Source organism: Haloarcula argentinensis DSM 12282 (assembly GCA_000336895.1).
Lineage (GTDB): Archaea > Halobacteriota > Halobacteria > Halobacteriales > Haloarculaceae > Haloarcula > Haloarcula argentinensis.
In genome coordinates this window covers 194,322-208,315 of sequence record AOLX01000027.1, presented here as the reverse complement: position 1 = coordinate 208,315, position 13,994 = coordinate 194,322, and the positions used below count along the sequence as shown (strand labels likewise).

19 protein-coding genes are annotated in these 13,994 nt (G+C 62.3%); 7 read left to right on the top strand and 12 right to left on the bottom strand.

What is annotated here, in order from left to right; all coding sequences use genetic code 11:
* Positions 1–43: 43 nt before the first annotated feature.
* Entirely contained in the window at positions 44–1,321 is a 1,278-nt protein-coding gene (gene gatA, locus C443_RS18885; RefSeq protein ID WP_005538422.1) for an Asp-tRNA(Asn)/Glu-tRNA(Gln) amidotransferase subunit GatA, read from the bottom strand.
* On the bottom strand, positions 1,322–1,600 hold the full coding sequence (gene gatC / locus C443_RS18880; protein WP_005538420.1) for an Asp-tRNA(Asn)/Glu-tRNA(Gln) amidotransferase subunit GatC: 279 nt from the start codon (positions 1,598–1,600) through the stop codon (positions 1,322–1,324).
* Positions 1,601–1,826: 226 nt separating this feature from the next.
* On the opposite strand from gatC, the gene C443_RS18875 reads away from it, so the two are divergent.
* Positions 1,827–2,801, top strand: a complete 975-nt coding sequence (locus C443_RS18875; protein WP_005538418.1) for a transcription initiation factor IIB — start codon at positions 1,827–1,829, stop codon at positions 2,799–2,801.
* A gap of 43 nt (positions 2,802–2,844) precedes the next feature.
* Positions 2,845–3,318, top strand: coding sequence for an NUDIX hydrolase (locus tag C443_RS18870; protein ID WP_005538416.1), 474 nt, complete (start codon positions 2,845–2,847; stop codon positions 3,316–3,318).
* 1 nt (position 3,319) lies between these two features.
* Here the strand turns inward: C443_RS18870 and C443_RS18865 are convergent, their stop codons facing one another.
* From C443_RS18865 to C443_RS18830, 7 genes are all read right to left on the bottom strand, one after another.
* The gene (locus tag C443_RS18865) at positions 3,320–3,526 is read right to left on the bottom strand and encodes a DUF2061 domain-containing protein (RefSeq protein WP_005538415.1); all 207 of its coding nucleotides are present in this window, start codon (positions 3,524–3,526) and stop codon (positions 3,320–3,322) included.
* A gap of 147 nt (positions 3,527–3,673) precedes the next feature.
* A complete protein-coding gene (locus C443_RS18860) occupies positions 3,674–4,768 on the bottom strand; it encodes an asparagine synthase C-terminal domain-containing protein (protein WP_005538413.1) in 1,095 nt (364 codons plus the stop codon).
* Positions 4,768–5,454 carry a PHP domain-containing protein gene (locus C443_RS18855; RefSeq protein WP_005538412.1) on the bottom strand — a complete coding sequence of 229 codons (687 nt, stop codon included), beginning with the start codon at positions 5,452–5,454 and terminating at the stop codon, positions 4,768–4,770. The genes C443_RS18860 and C443_RS18855 overlap by 1 nt, the downstream gene beginning before the upstream one ends.
* Before the next feature lie 248 nt (positions 5,455–5,702).
* Positions 5,703–6,938: a TIGR04347 family pseudo-SAM/SPASM protein gene (locus tag C443_RS18850; RefSeq protein ID WP_005538410.1), complete on the bottom strand. Its 1,236-nt coding sequence runs from the start codon at positions 6,936–6,938 to the stop codon at positions 5,703–5,705.
* Complete coding sequence (locus C443_RS18845; protein ID WP_005538408.1) at positions 6,935–7,249, bottom strand: Htur_1727 family rSAM-partnered candidate RiPP; 315 nt, start codon at positions 7,247–7,249, stop codon at positions 6,935–6,937. The genes C443_RS18850 and C443_RS18845 overlap by 4 nt, the downstream gene beginning before the upstream one ends.
* Positions 7,250–7,595: 346 nt before the next feature.
* A complete protein-coding gene (locus tag C443_RS20885) occupies positions 7,596–8,576 on the bottom strand; it encodes a quinone oxidoreductase family protein (protein ID WP_005538406.1) in 981 nt (326 codons plus the stop codon).
* A 271-nt stretch (positions 8,577–8,847) separates the two neighbouring features.
* Entirely contained in the window at positions 8,848–9,999 is a 1,152-nt protein-coding gene (locus tag C443_RS18830) for a multicopper oxidase domain-containing protein (RefSeq protein WP_005538405.1), read from the bottom strand.
* A 211-nt stretch (positions 10,000–10,210) separates the two neighbouring features.
* On the opposite strand from C443_RS18830, the gene C443_RS18825 reads away from it, so the two are divergent.
* The 3 genes from C443_RS18825 (at position 10,211) to C443_RS18815 (ending at position 11,343) form a co-directional block, all read left to right on the top strand.
* Positions 10,211–10,588: a helix-turn-helix domain-containing protein gene (locus tag C443_RS18825; protein ID WP_004516178.1), complete on the top strand. Its 378-nt coding sequence runs from the start codon at positions 10,211–10,213 to the stop codon at positions 10,586–10,588.
* A gap of 2 nt (positions 10,589–10,590) precedes the next feature.
* On the top strand, positions 10,591–10,890 hold the full coding sequence (locus tag C443_RS18820; protein ID WP_005538399.1) for a DUF7521 family protein: 300 nt from the start codon (positions 10,591–10,593) through the stop codon (positions 10,888–10,890).
* Between the two features lie 156 nt (positions 10,891–11,046).
* Positions 11,047–11,343: a DUF7521 family protein gene (locus C443_RS18815; protein ID WP_005538397.1), complete on the top strand. Its 297-nt coding sequence runs from the start codon at positions 11,047–11,049 to the stop codon at positions 11,341–11,343.
* 1 nt (position 11,344) lies between these two features.
* Here the strand turns inward: C443_RS18815 and C443_RS18810 are convergent, their stop codons facing one another.
* On the bottom strand, positions 11,345–12,658 hold the full coding sequence (locus C443_RS18810; RefSeq protein ID WP_005538396.1) for a hypothetical protein: 1,314 nt from the start codon (positions 12,656–12,658) through the stop codon (positions 11,345–11,347).
* A gap of 89 nt (positions 12,659–12,747) precedes the next feature.
* Here C443_RS18810 and C443_RS18805 point away from each other — a divergent pair, with 89 nt between their 5' ends.
* Together C443_RS18805 and C443_RS18800 are read left to right on the top strand one after the other, a co-directional pair.
* Positions 12,748–13,032, top strand: coding sequence for a DUF2249 domain-containing protein (locus tag C443_RS18805; protein ID WP_049944154.1), 285 nt, complete (start codon positions 12,748–12,750; stop codon positions 13,030–13,032).
* The gene (locus C443_RS18800; protein WP_005538392.1) at positions 13,029–13,301 is read left to right on the top strand and encodes a glutamyl-tRNAGlu reductase; all 273 of its coding nucleotides are present in this window, start codon (positions 13,029–13,031) and stop codon (positions 13,299–13,301) included. The genes C443_RS18805 and C443_RS18800 overlap by 4 nt, the downstream gene beginning before the upstream one ends.
* An 81-nt stretch (positions 13,302–13,382) precedes the next feature.
* Here C443_RS18800 and C443_RS18795 read toward each other — a convergent pair whose 3' ends face one another.
* Positions 13,383–13,697, bottom strand: a complete 315-nt coding sequence (locus C443_RS18795; RefSeq protein WP_005538390.1) for a cupin domain-containing protein — start codon at positions 13,695–13,697, stop codon at positions 13,383–13,385.
* On the bottom strand, positions 13,694–13,927 hold the full coding sequence (locus tag C443_RS18790; protein WP_005538388.1) for a DUF2249 domain-containing protein: 234 nt from the start codon (positions 13,925–13,927) through the stop codon (positions 13,694–13,696). Before C443_RS18790 ends, C443_RS18795 begins: the two co-directional genes overlap by 4 nt.
* Positions 13,928–13,994 lie beyond the last annotated feature (67 nt).

Sequence of the window (13,994 nt, the reverse complement as noted above, 5' to 3'; positions counted from 1 at the left end):
CGATTATTCGGTGGAACGAACAAAAATCGTACGGGGCCTGCCCTCAGGCCAGCGCGCTGCCGGCCCGGATAATTTCCCGCTCGCCGAACGCCGGTCCGACCAACTGGAGCCCGACGGGTAGGCCGTCATCGGTTTCGCCGGCAGGGACGGAGATCGCCGGGAGGTTCGCGAGATTCACCGGGGTCGTGTTGGCGTCGGCGAGATACATCGTGAGGGGGTCGTCGAGGCTCTCGCCACGTTTCATCGGCGGTACTGGCATCGTCGGGGAGGCGAGTACGTCGGCGTCGTCAAGTGCTTCGTCGAAGTCCTGCTTGACCCAGGCGCGGGCGTCCTGTGCCTTCTTGTAGTACTTGTCGTGGTAGCCCGCCGAGAGGGCGTACGTTCCGAGGAGCACTCGGCGCTTGACCTCCTCGCCGAAGCCCTCCTCGCGGGCGTTCGCGAAGGACTCGTTCCAGTTGCCGTCGTAGCCGCCCGATTGCCCGTAGCGGACGCCGTCGAACCGCGCGAGGTTCGAGGACGCCTCGGACATCGCGATGACGTAGTACGCCTCGACGGCGTGTTCGACAGAGGGGAGGTCGACCTCGTGGTAGCTCGCGCCCTGGGCTTCGAGGTCGTCCATCGCGTCCCAGAACGTCTCGACGACTTCCTCGTCGGCCCCGTCGAGCAGTTCCGTCGGAACGCCGATAGAGAGCCCGTCGACATCACCGTCGGCGGCCGCTGCGTAGGAGCCATCGGCCTCGGGCGCTTCCTGCGTCGTCGCGTCGTGTTCGTCTGGCCCGGCGATGACATCTAGCAGTTCCGCAGCGCCTTCGACGGATGGCGCAATTGGACCGATCTGTTCGAGGCTGTTGGCGTAGGCGACGAGGCCATACCGCGAGACCAGCCCGTAGGTCGGCTTGATGCCGACAACGCCACAGAAAGCGGCCGGACAGCGGATGGAGCCGCCGGTGTCGCTTCCGAGTGCGAGGTCGGCGTCGCCAGCGGCGACGACAGCAGCCGACCCGCCGGAGGAGCCGCCCGGCACGCGGCCTGCAGCGGCGGGGTTCTCGACGGCCCCGAACGCCGACGTTTCGGTGGTCGTCCCCATCCCGAACTCGTCCATGTTCGTCTTGCCGGGGATGGTCGCGCCGGCGTCTTTCAACCGTTCGACGACCGTCGCGTCGTACGGCGGCACGTAGTCGGAAAGCATCGCCGAGCCACAGGTCGTCCGGACGCCTTCGGTGGAGATGTTGTCCTTGACCGCGACGGTCTTCTCCGCCAGCGGGCCGTCGTCCGCGCCCTCGATTGTCTCGTCGGTGACGTAGCCGTTGTACTCCGTCATCTACGACACCTTCGGCCCTTTGAACTGCCCTTCTTCGGTGTCGCTGGCGTTCTGGAGTGCCTCCTCTTGCGAGAGGCTTTCACGTGTCTCGTCGGGTCGCATCACGTTCGAGAGATCGGCCTCCCGTTCTGTCTCTGGGACGTCGTCGAGCGCTTCGAACGCATCAAGGATGTCGACAAATTGCTCAGTGAACCGCTCGATCTCGTCGTCTGCGAGGTCGACACGGGCGAGGTCGGCGACGTGCCGGACCTCCTCGGGATCGACGGCGGGGTCGCTCATGTCGGGCCGGAGTGCTGGATGCGCGGTAAGCGTTTCGAAACACCGGGCAGATGTATAGGGTAGTTAACAATAATTGAAGCGAATACACAAGATTTGCCAACTCTTGTTTCCCGTTCCGAAAATTGGACTTCTGAAACAGACAAAAGTTTTAAGTCGCCGTAGATACAACAATTGGTTACAACACGTTTTTCGGGTACGATACCCGGTTGTCCCACCCCCCCAACAAATGACCGATACCAGCATCCGCCGATACTCGAACGAGCGCGAAACGGAGACAGAGCAGACGGACGAAGAGGAGTCGGAGACGCTCGTCTGTCCGGAGTGTAGCGGGTCGTTACTGTCCGACAGCGAGCGCGGTGAGACGGTGTGTGAAGACTGTGGGCTGGTGGTCGAGGAGGACGAGATCGACCCCGGTCCCGAGTGGCGCGCGTTCGATTCGAAGGAGAAAGACGAGAAATCACGCGTCGGTGCGCCGACGACGAACATGATGCACGACAAAGGCCTCTCGACCAACATCGGCTGGCAGGACAAGGACGCCTACGGCAACTCCCTGTCCTCGCGCCAGCGCGAGAAGATGCAGCGCCTGCGTACCTGGAACGAGCGGTTCCGGACTCGCGACTCCAAGGAGCGCAATCTCAAGCAGGCGCTGGGCGAGATCGACCGGATGGCCTCCGCGCTTGGACTGCCAGAGAACGTTCGTGAGACGGCCAGCGTCATTTATCGTCGCGCACTTGACGAGGACCTCCTGCCCGGCCGTTCCATCGAGGGTGTCTCGACAGCGTCGCTGTACGCCGCCGCACGGCAGGCCGGCACACCCCGGTCGCTCGACGAGATCGCAGGCGTCTCCCGCGTCGAGAAAGACGAGATCGCCCGCACCTATCGCTACGTCGTCCGCGAACTCAGTCTGGAAATCCAGCCGGCCGACCCCGAGAGCTACGTCCCGCGGTTCGCGTCGGACCTCGATCTCTCCGAGGAGGTCGAACGGCGCGCCCGCCAGCTCCTCCAGAACGCCAAGCAAGAAGGCGTTCACTCCGGAAAGTCGCCGGTCGGCCTCGCTGCGGCCGCCGTCTACGCCGCCTCGCTGCTCACCAACGAGAAGGTGACCCAGAGCGAGGTCAGCGAGGTCGCCAACATCTCTGAGGTCACCATCCGTAACCGCTACCACGAACTGCTGGAAGCCGAAGACAACATCCACCCGTAACTGGTATCGTAACCTAAACGGCCGGCTGTGCCGTTCGTTCGGTATGGAGACGACTCGCCATTTTGTCGCCACCGTCTACGTTGTTAGTGACGGCTCCGTCGCGCTCCACGAGCACAGTAAGCTCGATATGTGGCTGCCCGCTGGCGGCCACATCGACCGCGACGAACTGCCTCACGAGGCCGCGCTCCGCGAGACGCGCGAGGAACTGGGCCTCGACGTGGACCTGATCGCTCCACAGCAGAACATCGAGAGCGAGACGGTCCAGTCGATGCCCCAGCCGCAGCATTTCCTGCTTGAGGATATCAACGTCAACGCGGAGGGCGAAGTCGGCCACCAGCACATCGATTTCATTTTCTACGGCCGGGCAGAGAGCCGCGACATCACGCCGGGACCGGGCGAACAGCCGGCCGACGACTGGGAGTGGTTCTCCGCTGACGACTTACAGGACCGGAGCGAGGAACTTCCGGCAGATGTCGTCGAGGTCGGCCAGCAAGCAATCGATGCTGTCGAAGAGTGACTTACGCCTCAGCGACGCCCCAGTCGATGTTGGCCCAGAGCCGTTCCCACACGTAGTACAGGGCCGTCTTAGCGATGGCCGCCGAAAGCCCGATTTTTGCAGACGAACCGAGTTCACCGGTAAACAGGAAGGCGATACCGAACACGACGCTGGTCGCGAACAGTCGGTAGCTCACGGCCTTGGCGATGGACCGGCGGTGTTGCGTCATTATCGGTCACCCCACTGTACTGGCGAAGATTCGATAGAGTGGCGTCCAACCCACATATGTCTTTCAAAAGAAACTATCTGCGCCGGCCACTAAAGTATAATTACATATCATTACTTCCCGGCAACGACTTCGATGGCGTCGTCTGGGTCAGTCCACGAGCGATTCGACGTACTGCGTGACGTGATCGTCCATCCGCCGCTTGTAACCGGCCTGTCTCGCCAGGCGGTCGAGTTCCCGGGCGGCCAGCGAGCCGTACTGCGCGGCCTTCTTGTCCCGGTCCGCAATCTCGTCCGGGAGCGAGTCCCGGGCCGCCGCCCGGAGCGCGACTTTCCGCGTCTCGCCGTCGACGAGCAGGTCGCCATCCAGCCGGAGTGCGGCGCGGACGACGCGGTCGTGCAACAGCGGCGTCACAGGCTCGACGCCGGCGGCCCGCAGTGCAAGCACGTCCCGCTCTAACTGGTCGGGGAGCGAAGCGACGACCTCTCGCTGGGCTCCGCGGACGGTGTCGGCCTCCACACGGGGGTCTTCGGGAGCCTTGGCGACTTTCGCGTAGCCGCCGAACAGCTCGTCTGCTCCCTGGCCGAGCGCGAGCCGGTCGAAACCGTCTGCGGCGACCCGCTCGGCGACGAGGTACAGCGGGAGCGCTATCTGCACGTCCATCGCGTTCACCCGGTTCGTCGCGCGGGCGATCTCGGGGACCGCCCGCTCGATGGCGTCGTGGGTGAGTTCGACCACGCGGACCTCGGTTCCCAGCAGATCGGCGGCCGACTGCGCCGCCTCGACGTCGTGGCTGTCCGGGAAGCCGGCGACGTACAGCGGCGCGTCGAGCCGGGCCGCGAGCAGCGCCGAGTCCACGCCGCCGGAGAACGCGATTGCGAGAGAAGCAGTGTCGACGGCGTCGATGCTCGTCTCGACAGCAGCACGGACCTGCTCGACTGCCGTTTCACGAGTGTCGAACGGGTCCGGCGACGGGAGCGACCACCGCTGTCGCGTCCCGCGTTCGTCCCGGACCGAGCCAGCGGGGAACGACCGTGGGTCAGCCAACGCTGTCGGGTCGTGGCTCCACTGCCCGGGGTCGAGTCGCGCCTCGTCAGAGACCGCACGCTCCACGAACAGCGGGTATCGCCCGAGAACGTCGCGGGCGAGAACTCCGTCCATTTCGCCCGCGAAGCCGCCGGTATCAGGGAGCGCGTCGCCGCTTTCGAGGGCGTCGGCGACGGCGTCTGTGTCGGCTCCCTGCATCACTGTAGGAGCTCCGCGATGCCGTTCTTGACCCGTCGCTTCGCCCCGCCGGCGGCCTGCCGGAAGCTGATGCGCCACGGCGTCCGTTTCCCCTCGACGGTCGTCTTGCCCTCACGGATGGCTTCGAGGATTGCCTCGACCGTTTGCTCGTCCGTGCCGACGTTGGTGACCGCCTGTCCGACCATCTCGGCGATGTGGGCGTCGCTGCCGGCGGTCATCGGCAGCCCCCGCCGTCGTGCGAACCGCTCGGCCTGCCGGTTCGACCGTCCAGTCAGCAGCCGCGAGTTGTACACTTCGATGGCGTCGGCGGTGGCGAGTTCGTCTTTCGAGATGTGTTCTAACACGCCGTGGCGGGACTCCTGAAACGGATGGGGAACGACCGCGAGCCCGCCCTGGTCGCGGATGCGGTCGAGCGTCTCGTCGAAGGGGAGGTGTGGCGGAATCGCCTCCTGAATCCCCAGGGCGAGGACATGTCCGGCGGCACATGTGACCTCCATCCCGGGAATCCCGACAAGGCCGTACTCCGGGGCGAGTTCGGCCGCCCGGAGGCTGGCGTCGATTTCGTCGTGGTCAGTCACGGCCAGCGCGTCCAGTCCGACGGCGCTGGCTTGCTCTAAGAGAAGCTCGACTGGGTCCCGGCCGTCGTACGACAGCGACGAATGCGCGTGTAGCTCAACCGACTGCACAGGTAGCGATAACGGGGGGCAGGGCAAAAACGCCCCGGTCCGCCCCAGTGCTCACAGAGAACAAACCGGCCGCCGTGTCCATGGCGGCCGAATGCCCGAAGGAACGCCCATCTGTCCCACGAGACTGAGCGTGTGTTTCCCGACGATACGACCGTCAATCGACGGTCGCATGTAGCAATTACCGGTACGCAGGAATCAGTGGTCCCCCTCAGCTTGGCGGGGATTAAAGTAGGGCTGACCGCCCCGGCTCAGTCAGCTGAACTCCCGCTCGCCACCGAGTTCTCACCGGTGTCAAATGGCGGCGGCCCGTGGACCTCAGTGTCTTCTAGGTAACACTGCGGGTCCGGTGCGAACAGGTCGTCTTCGATCGTGAGCGCCCGGAGCCGGGACGCCCCACGGCAGATCCCGGCATAGCGGCAGTCTGCACATTTGCCTGTGAGATGCTCTTCGCGGTTCCGAAGCGCCCGCAGTAGCGGGTTCGACTCGTCCTCCCAGATAGCGCCGAACGAGCGGTCCCGGACGTTCCCCAGCGAGTACCCCTGCCAGAACTGCGTGAGGTGGACGTTGCCCTGGTAGTCCACGTCGGCGACACGTTCGCCGGTCGGGTCACCGCCGTTGACCCGTAGATACTCGTACACTCGCTGGGCCTGCGCGTCACTCATGTGCTCGCGGGCGTACTCCACGAGATAGGCCGCGTCGGCGTAATTCCCGACCAGTAGCGTCTCGATTTCCTCCCCGCGGTCGTGGTACTCGCGGGTCATATCACAGACTCGTTTCACCGCCTGCCGGCGGTCCTCGGGTGTGAGGTCGGCATCAACGATCTCGGTCCCGCGGCCGCCGTAGTCGAGGTGGTAGAAACAGAAGCGGTCGACGCCCACGTCGGTCAGCAGGTCCACGACGCCCTCCAGGTCGGCGGCGTTGCGCTCGGTGATCGTGTACCGGAGGCCGGTCTTCAGTCCCGCATCGAGGCAGTTCTCGATGCCCTGAACTGCCCCCTCGAACGCGCCGTCGACCCCGCGGAAGTCGTCGTTTCGCTCCGGCAGGCCGTCGACGGAGACGCCGGCGTATTTCAGTCCGGCGGCCTTGAGCGACTCGGCGCGTTCCTCGGTGATGAGCGTCCCGTTGGTCGAGAGTACGGGGCGGACGCCGACCTCGTTCGCGTAGGCGACCAGTTCTTCGAGGTCGTTGCGGACGAGCGGCTCACCGCCGGAGAACAGCACCACCGGCGCGCCGTAGTCAGCCAAGTCTTCGAGCAATGCCTTCCCCTCAGCGGTCGAGAGTTCGCCGTCGGCGATTTTGGTGTCAGCGGCGGCGTAACAGTGGTCACAGTAGAGGTTGCACTGCTTGGTGACGTTCCAGACGACGACCGGCCGGCGTTGTTTTTCGTCCCTGATCTGGCGTTTGGTCGACTCGTCTGCCGCGTCGTACCGGAGGCCGTCCCCTTCAGCGTCGAGGTCACAGAGAAGTTTCGAGACCGAGATCATCGGTTCTCTCCCCGGAGCGTCTCAGACTCCATCTCGTCGACGCTCATAGTGGCGTCGTCCCCCGTTTTCCCCGTTCCGAGTGTCGCAGCATCCGTCTGGTAGCGGTGCGTCTCGTCGGCGGGACACAACCACAGTGTGACGGCCGTGCGCGCGAACAGCGACGCTGCCTGCTCTCTGGCGATGTCGGCGGACGGCGCACTGACACTGCCGACGTGGGTGAGTGGGTCCGCCGTGTCCTCGCGGACGAACACCTCCCACTCGCGACTTGTTGCGCCGCGCGGGGCGTCTACCTCGTGGTCGAACTCTTCCATATCCCCCTGTTAGACTCCCCAAGAAAAACGGGACTAGCGTGTTCTCAGCAACTGGGAACTACTCAGTTGCCGGCGCTCCCACGCGGTTGCAAGACGTGCCTCGTCATCGGAGAACTGTGAGGGCCAGATAGCACAGCCCGATACCCGGAATGATGTCATCACGCCAATTTCATGCGGAATTCGTGTATGACGGAACATGTGGCCGTCAGTGTTCCAGACATGTCTGCATGAACAGGCAATTCAGACGTTGAGACTGGCCATCTCAATGCATATGGTGTGGGCAGGTCAGGAGGACTCAAACGATATCAATCTGGATCTACTGTTCAGGAAGTGTACACATTTCCGTTCAAAGAGTAAGCACTATTTTCCCGATACTGGTCCGATTTTCCAGTCGTTGGTGGGCCATTGCGGCTTTTTCGAGTGGGATGGTGTTATCGAGCACAGCTTCAAGCGTTCCGTTGGCGAGTTGTTGCAAAATACCATCAGCAGGCTCAAGGACACGGTCAGGGGCTTCTGCGAGCGCACTGCCGTAGTGATAGCCATAGACTTGAAGATTCTTTGTGAGTAGCCCGCTGGAATTTAATTGCGTTCCCTCACCACTCGCCACACCGAAGGCGACCAACCGCCCAAACGGGGCGAGTGCCCGTAGACTGTTGTGGTGGACTTCCCCGCCAACGCCATCAAGTACGAGATCAACGCCCTCTCTGTCGGTCAAGGTATCAATCGCTTCGACAAACGGTGTTTCTTCGTAGTTGATGCAATGGTCACAGCCGAGAGCATCAATACGGTCGAGTTTCACGTCAGTGCTTGCTGTACCGAACACGTCTGCACCGGCTTCCCGAGCAAGCTGTACGGCTGCGGTACCGACACCACCAGCTGCTGCATGGATGAGGACCTGGTCATTCTCGTTGAGACCACCCCACGCAAACAGGCAATTATGTGCAGTAAGGAATTGAATAGGAACCGCCACTGCCTCATGAAGCGAAACCGAATCTGGAACGTGGAATGTATGAACAGGTTTGGCGAGTGCGTACTCGGCATAGCCGCCTGTTCCGCTTGCAACATAGCTAACGACTCTCTCGCCACTGTCGAATGCGTCAACAGCAGATCCGGTGGAATCAACGATTCCAGCAACCTCAAACCCAGGTACATATGGGGGAGAAGGGCCGCTGGGATACGTGCCACGACGGTGCATCACGTCAGCGAAATTGACCCCCGCGGCTTCGACTTCGATACGGAGTTCGTTGTGTGATGGAGCTGGTTGTTCGTGGTTTGCCAGTTGAAGTACGGTGGGGGTTCCGTACTCACGAACCTCGATAACTCTCATAAACCGTTTGAATGAGGCTTTGATGATTGCAGTTTCGACCTTGCCAACATAGATTGGCGCGAGTTGACGGGTCCTAATCCGCCCGACACTGCGAATCAAAGATCTACGAATCCGCTGTAGTCTCAACTTCCAAGACAACTGGTTCTGTATAGCCCTATCTCATTTATTGTCCGATGGAACATGTGTTCGGCAGACGGCGAGAAGGGACAATTCGTTCGATATGTACTGGGAAAAAGACCAGTCAACTCATGCAGCCTATCGAAATGCCGTCTTACGCTTCGTAGCCGGCGTAATCCATCAACTGTTTGAAGATGTCAGTGTCCATCGCCTCTTTGTAGACGACACCGGTGATCATCCCACCGGGGTACGCGGTCCCGTTCATCGCGTGGCTGACCTTGTGACAGTGCGCGAGGTAGATGCCGGGGTCGGCGTCGGCTTCGAACTCGATCGTGTGCCGTCCGGCGGGCGGGATGCTGGTGATGTCCTGATCGTGGCGGGCGGCTTCCGGAATCTTCCCGCCGTCCTTGTGAGTCACCTGGAAGCGGTGGTTGTGGATGTGCATCGGGTGGTCCATGTACCCGTTGTTACACATGTGGATGCGCACCGTGTCGCCCTGCTCGACGATGATCGGCGAGCCGTCCTCCGGGTGCAGCGTCCGGGGTGCCGACTTACCGTTGACAGTGAAGGTATCGGGACGGCGGTTCCGCGGATCGTAGCTAGCATCCATGCCAGCCATCTGGCGGTTGAGCCGGGAATCCCACTCCTTCAGCGTCATGAAGTACTCCTTGTCGGCCGGTTCGTACCCCTTGGGATCGACGCGGAAGATGCCGTACATCCCCATGTCGATGTGGCGATGGGTCTGGTAGTGGCAGTGGTAGAGGTGGGTACCGGTCACGTTCGCGGGGATCGTGTAGGTGTGTTTCTGGCCGGGATCGATACGGATGCCCGTCGTCGTCGGGACGCCGTCGTCTTCCCACTGCTTCTGGACGGCGTGGAAGTGGACCGTGTGCGGGCGCATACCGTCCGTATTGTCGAATGTGACCTCCATGTCCTCGCCCTCTGTCGTCCGGAGAATCGGCCCCGGGACGCTCGGTTCGCCGTCGTCGGCTTTGAACGCCCAGACCTTGGGCAGTTCGACGGGGCCGCCCATCGACCCGCCGGGATGGGCCTCGTGTTTGGCCGGGACGGAGGAGAGCGTCACTTCGCCGCCCTGCTCGTCGACATTGACGATCTCTGGCGGCGACGTGGTCGGGAGGTCGCTGTCGGATTCCGCTGGGGTTGTGCTGGTGTCGACTGACTCTTCGGTTGGAACCTCACCCGGAGCGGTACAGCCCGCAAGCGCGACCGTGCCACCGAGGCCGGAGGCTTTCACGAAGTCACGACGGGAGATGCCCGATCCGGGTGCGCCGATCTGATCTTCCATAAGCAACTGGGGGTAAGACACCACAGTATAAACCCCCAAAGGCAGTTCTCAGACCGGCAGAAGCGTTCTCAGTTACTGGGAACCAGGCCACGGTTACAGATAAGTCCCCCATATATTGCGTGCTGTGTGGCGGAAACATCGGCTGTGTCGGGCGGTAAGCGCTCCGAAGTCGGTTACATTAAACGTCTTGGGCGGGCAGTGTCGGGCAAGGATGGTCCGGGACCCCTTCGCTGACGAGGAGACGCCGGAGTTACAGGCGGTCCTCGACGCACTCGACGACGAGGACTGTCGCGCCATTGTCAGCGTACTGGAGGAACCGTTGACGGCGAGCGAGATATCCGACCGGAGCGGCGTACCGCTATCGACGACCTACCGAAAGCTCGAACTACTGACCGAGTCCTCGTTGCTGTACGAGGGTGTCGAGGTCCGATCGGACGGCCAACACGCCAGCCGGTACGCGATCGACTTCGAGGAAGTCGTCATCAGTCTCGACGAGGAACTGTCGCTCACCGTCGACATCTCACATCGTGCTCGGACGCCGGACCAACGGCTCGAAAACCTCTGGTCTGAGGTGCGAAAGGAGACATAACCATGGTACACATCCCAAGTTCACAGGTCGGCATCGTCGTCTCGAAGACACTGATCCTCATTCTCGGCGGACTGATAACGTACTACTCGTATCAGGCGTACAGCCGGACGAAAAGCCCCCAGCACAAGTGGCTCACGTACGGGTTCGGGGTGGTGACCCTCGGTGCGTTTGCCGGCGGTGTCCTCGATATCGCCGTCGGCAGGTATCTCGGTCAAGACCTGCTTCCGGTGGGCGTCTTCACGTCGAGTTCGCTGACGGCCATTGGCCTGGGTATCATCCTGTACTCGCTGTACGTTCGGTAGTGACCACCGACGTACCCGCGAAGCAATCTCGTTGCCTCTTGCGCCTCGATTTCAGTCGGAGCGGGCAATTGGTCCGTATCGCGTCGTGACACTAGGATTCTCACCGACTGGAAACGCTACGGACGGTATATTTATGCGGACGTGTCAATCAGAGCCATGCTTGGAGCGAACGCCGTGTTGTTAATCGGGATGAAGACAGTCACGCTGTTTTGCGGTGTGATACTGACGACGTTGACCTACCGCGCATACCGTCGCACTCGGGCACCAGCGATGCGAGCGCTCTGTCTCGGTATCGGGTTCGTCACACTGGGCGCAATACTCGGCGGCAGCCTCCACCAGCTCGTCGGCATGCCGGTAGCACAGAGCGTCACTGTCGAGGAACTGTTCACCGCTGTTGGGTTCTTTATTCTGACATACTCGCTGTACACTGACCAGCCGACTACGACGAACTGAGTTACGAGTCCTCAGCGGGCGTGTGTTCACGACCGGTCAGCAGTGTTGGCAGCGATTGCGGGCTGTGTTCGACGAGGACGGCAACGAGGTTGCCTGCGAACAGGCCGGTCCCGAGAAATGCGAGCCCTCCGGCGACCAACGCCGTGCCGTCCGGTGTCTCGAGCCACTGATTACTCACGAGGAGGCCGTACGCGATAGTTAGTGCAACGCCATCTATTGCTGCGATTCGGTGGTCGTACAGGTCATCGACCATCGGCACGTCCTCGAAACCGAGGCGGTCGCTGTACCGGTGGACCCAGACGATGAACGGGACGACGTGATACAGCGTCCCGAGGACGACGAAGCCGATGCCGCCGACGAGCAGCACCGTCGACGGCTGACCGAGCAGCCCAGCGTACGCCAGCGGGTCGTTCCACCATGCGACTACCGTCAGCCCTGCCCAGAGAAACAGCGACAGCGCCGCGACGCTGTAGCGGGTCAGCATCGGTGACCACTCGACTCGCGCTCCGATGAGCTGTCGTGCCAGAAGCACCGCGACCACGCCGAGACCAGCAGCGACGAGAACCGCGCCGAATCGGGCCAGAACGGGCGACCCAACCAGGCGACCGCCGGCCAGTCCAAGAACGCCGAACGGATAGACAGCCGTTTCAGCCCGCTGCACCCCCGCGTCGATACTGCCGGTGTCGGCCTGTGTAAACATCGGGGCGAGCTGGGCCAGCGCGCCCGCGACAGTCGTCAGGACCGCGCCGAACACAGCGAGTGTTCCATGGGCAAGCAAGAGTCCCTGTCGGCCGATTCCCAGCAGCGGAAGGACGCCGACAGCATGGTCCAGAGCCAGCACTATTCCAGCGGCCGTCACGAGGGCGAAAAACACCAGTGCCCAGCCGAAATGAATCGCCGTGACGTCGGGCTCCGCAGCGAGTAGCGTCCAACCGATGTTGTAACAAAGAGTCCAGACACCGAGCAGCGCGAGGGCTCCGGCGACTGGCAACAATGCGGGAGTTGCTGTCAGGAAGCCGGCCGCCAGACCCGCGAATCCGACCGCGGCGAGTGGTAACTGCGCAGCGGCGAGGCGGCGCGAATGGAGTTCGATCCCACACCAGACCGGGACGAACTGTGTCAACGAACCCATAATAGTGACACAGACCCACCCTGCAAGCAGGAGGTGGACCTGTGCGAGGTGGCCGGCCCGCCCCTCGACGATCCCGACGGTGACACCGGCGACCAAAAACGCCAGCGCGACGACGAAATGACGCAGCGGAACCGTCATCGGCGGTGCGGCGTTTGCATCCACGTCGGCGGGTATTCCGCTCATTGTTGTCTGGTACGACCCTGTCCCTGCTGGCAATGTGGCCGAATATGTTCGGGGAAAGGGTCGGCCCGCTCACAACCGAACGGGAACACATGACGTCGAACCACCAGCCAACAGCGCAAACCGCGGCCCTGATTTCGGAAACTGGTGCACCCGATGATGCGCCGACGGAACACCTCGACGTGCAGTCGCTGGGGCCGCCAAAGCCGCTCAAGCGGACGCTGGAGTTGCTCGCGGACTTGGACGACGACACCGTCCTCGTCCAGTTCAACGACCGTGCACCACAGCACCTCTACCCGAAACTCGAAGACAGAGGCTACGACTTCGAAAGTGTTGAGACCGAGGACGCGACAGTGACGGTCATCTGGCACAGATGAATCAGAACACGGAGCCGCCTGTCGATGTCGAAGAAGCAATTGCTCGTATCGACAGCCGTGGTGCGAAGGTTCAGCGGGAGCAACTCGAACGGACGCTGTCACAACTACAGCAGGATGGCGAACTGACGGCTGATCAGCGGCTGGCAGTTGAAGAACTGAGCGAACGACTCGTCGACCGATTGCTCGCTGTCCCCCGAGCAAGTCTACAGGACGCGGCGAAGAGTGCGGACGACGAGCGGATCGAAACGGCGATCTCCCTGTTCGAGTGATACTGTCGGCTGTATCCCGTGACGGATATTGCTCCCGCTTAGTGGTGGATCTCTGCACGAAGTGCGGCCACCAGTATGAGCCTACTCCGACAACGCCAGAACAAGCAGTGCCTCGCTGTCCGCCGTTGCGGCGGGGGAAATGTCCTGATCACCGTCGAACCGGACGACGTCGCCGGGAGAGAGCGACACCGTCTCGTCGCCGAGCGTCAGGTCTACAGCGCCCGAACGGAGGAGGAACACGATGTCCCGGCCGGGATGCTTGTGAGCCGGAATCGACTCACCCGCATCGAGCGTCAACCGGATGGTCTTTGGCTCCCCGTCGAACAACTTCGTCCGACCGTCTCCGTCGCCGTCGAGCGTTGCTTGCTCCGTTTCTGTGACGGTGGATTCGCTCATTGTTTCGGAAGGTCGGCGACGAACTTCTGTGGCCCATCCTGTTCGCACTGGTAATTCGCCGCGTCGAACGCCTCAACCTCGGCTTGCATCTCGTAGAACAGCGGCTTTGGCTCGTGATCGTTGATAATCCGAAGCGTTTCCCCTGAGGACAGCGCCTCGAAGGAGTCGTGTATCTTCGAGTGTCGCTCCGGCGGCGGCGTCTCGCGCAGGTCAAGTGTGGTTGCTGGCATCACCTGCATGTTCGTCGGGTATCGTCGAGGGGATTCTCCCGAACACGTTCGGGAGTAGGTCCTGATG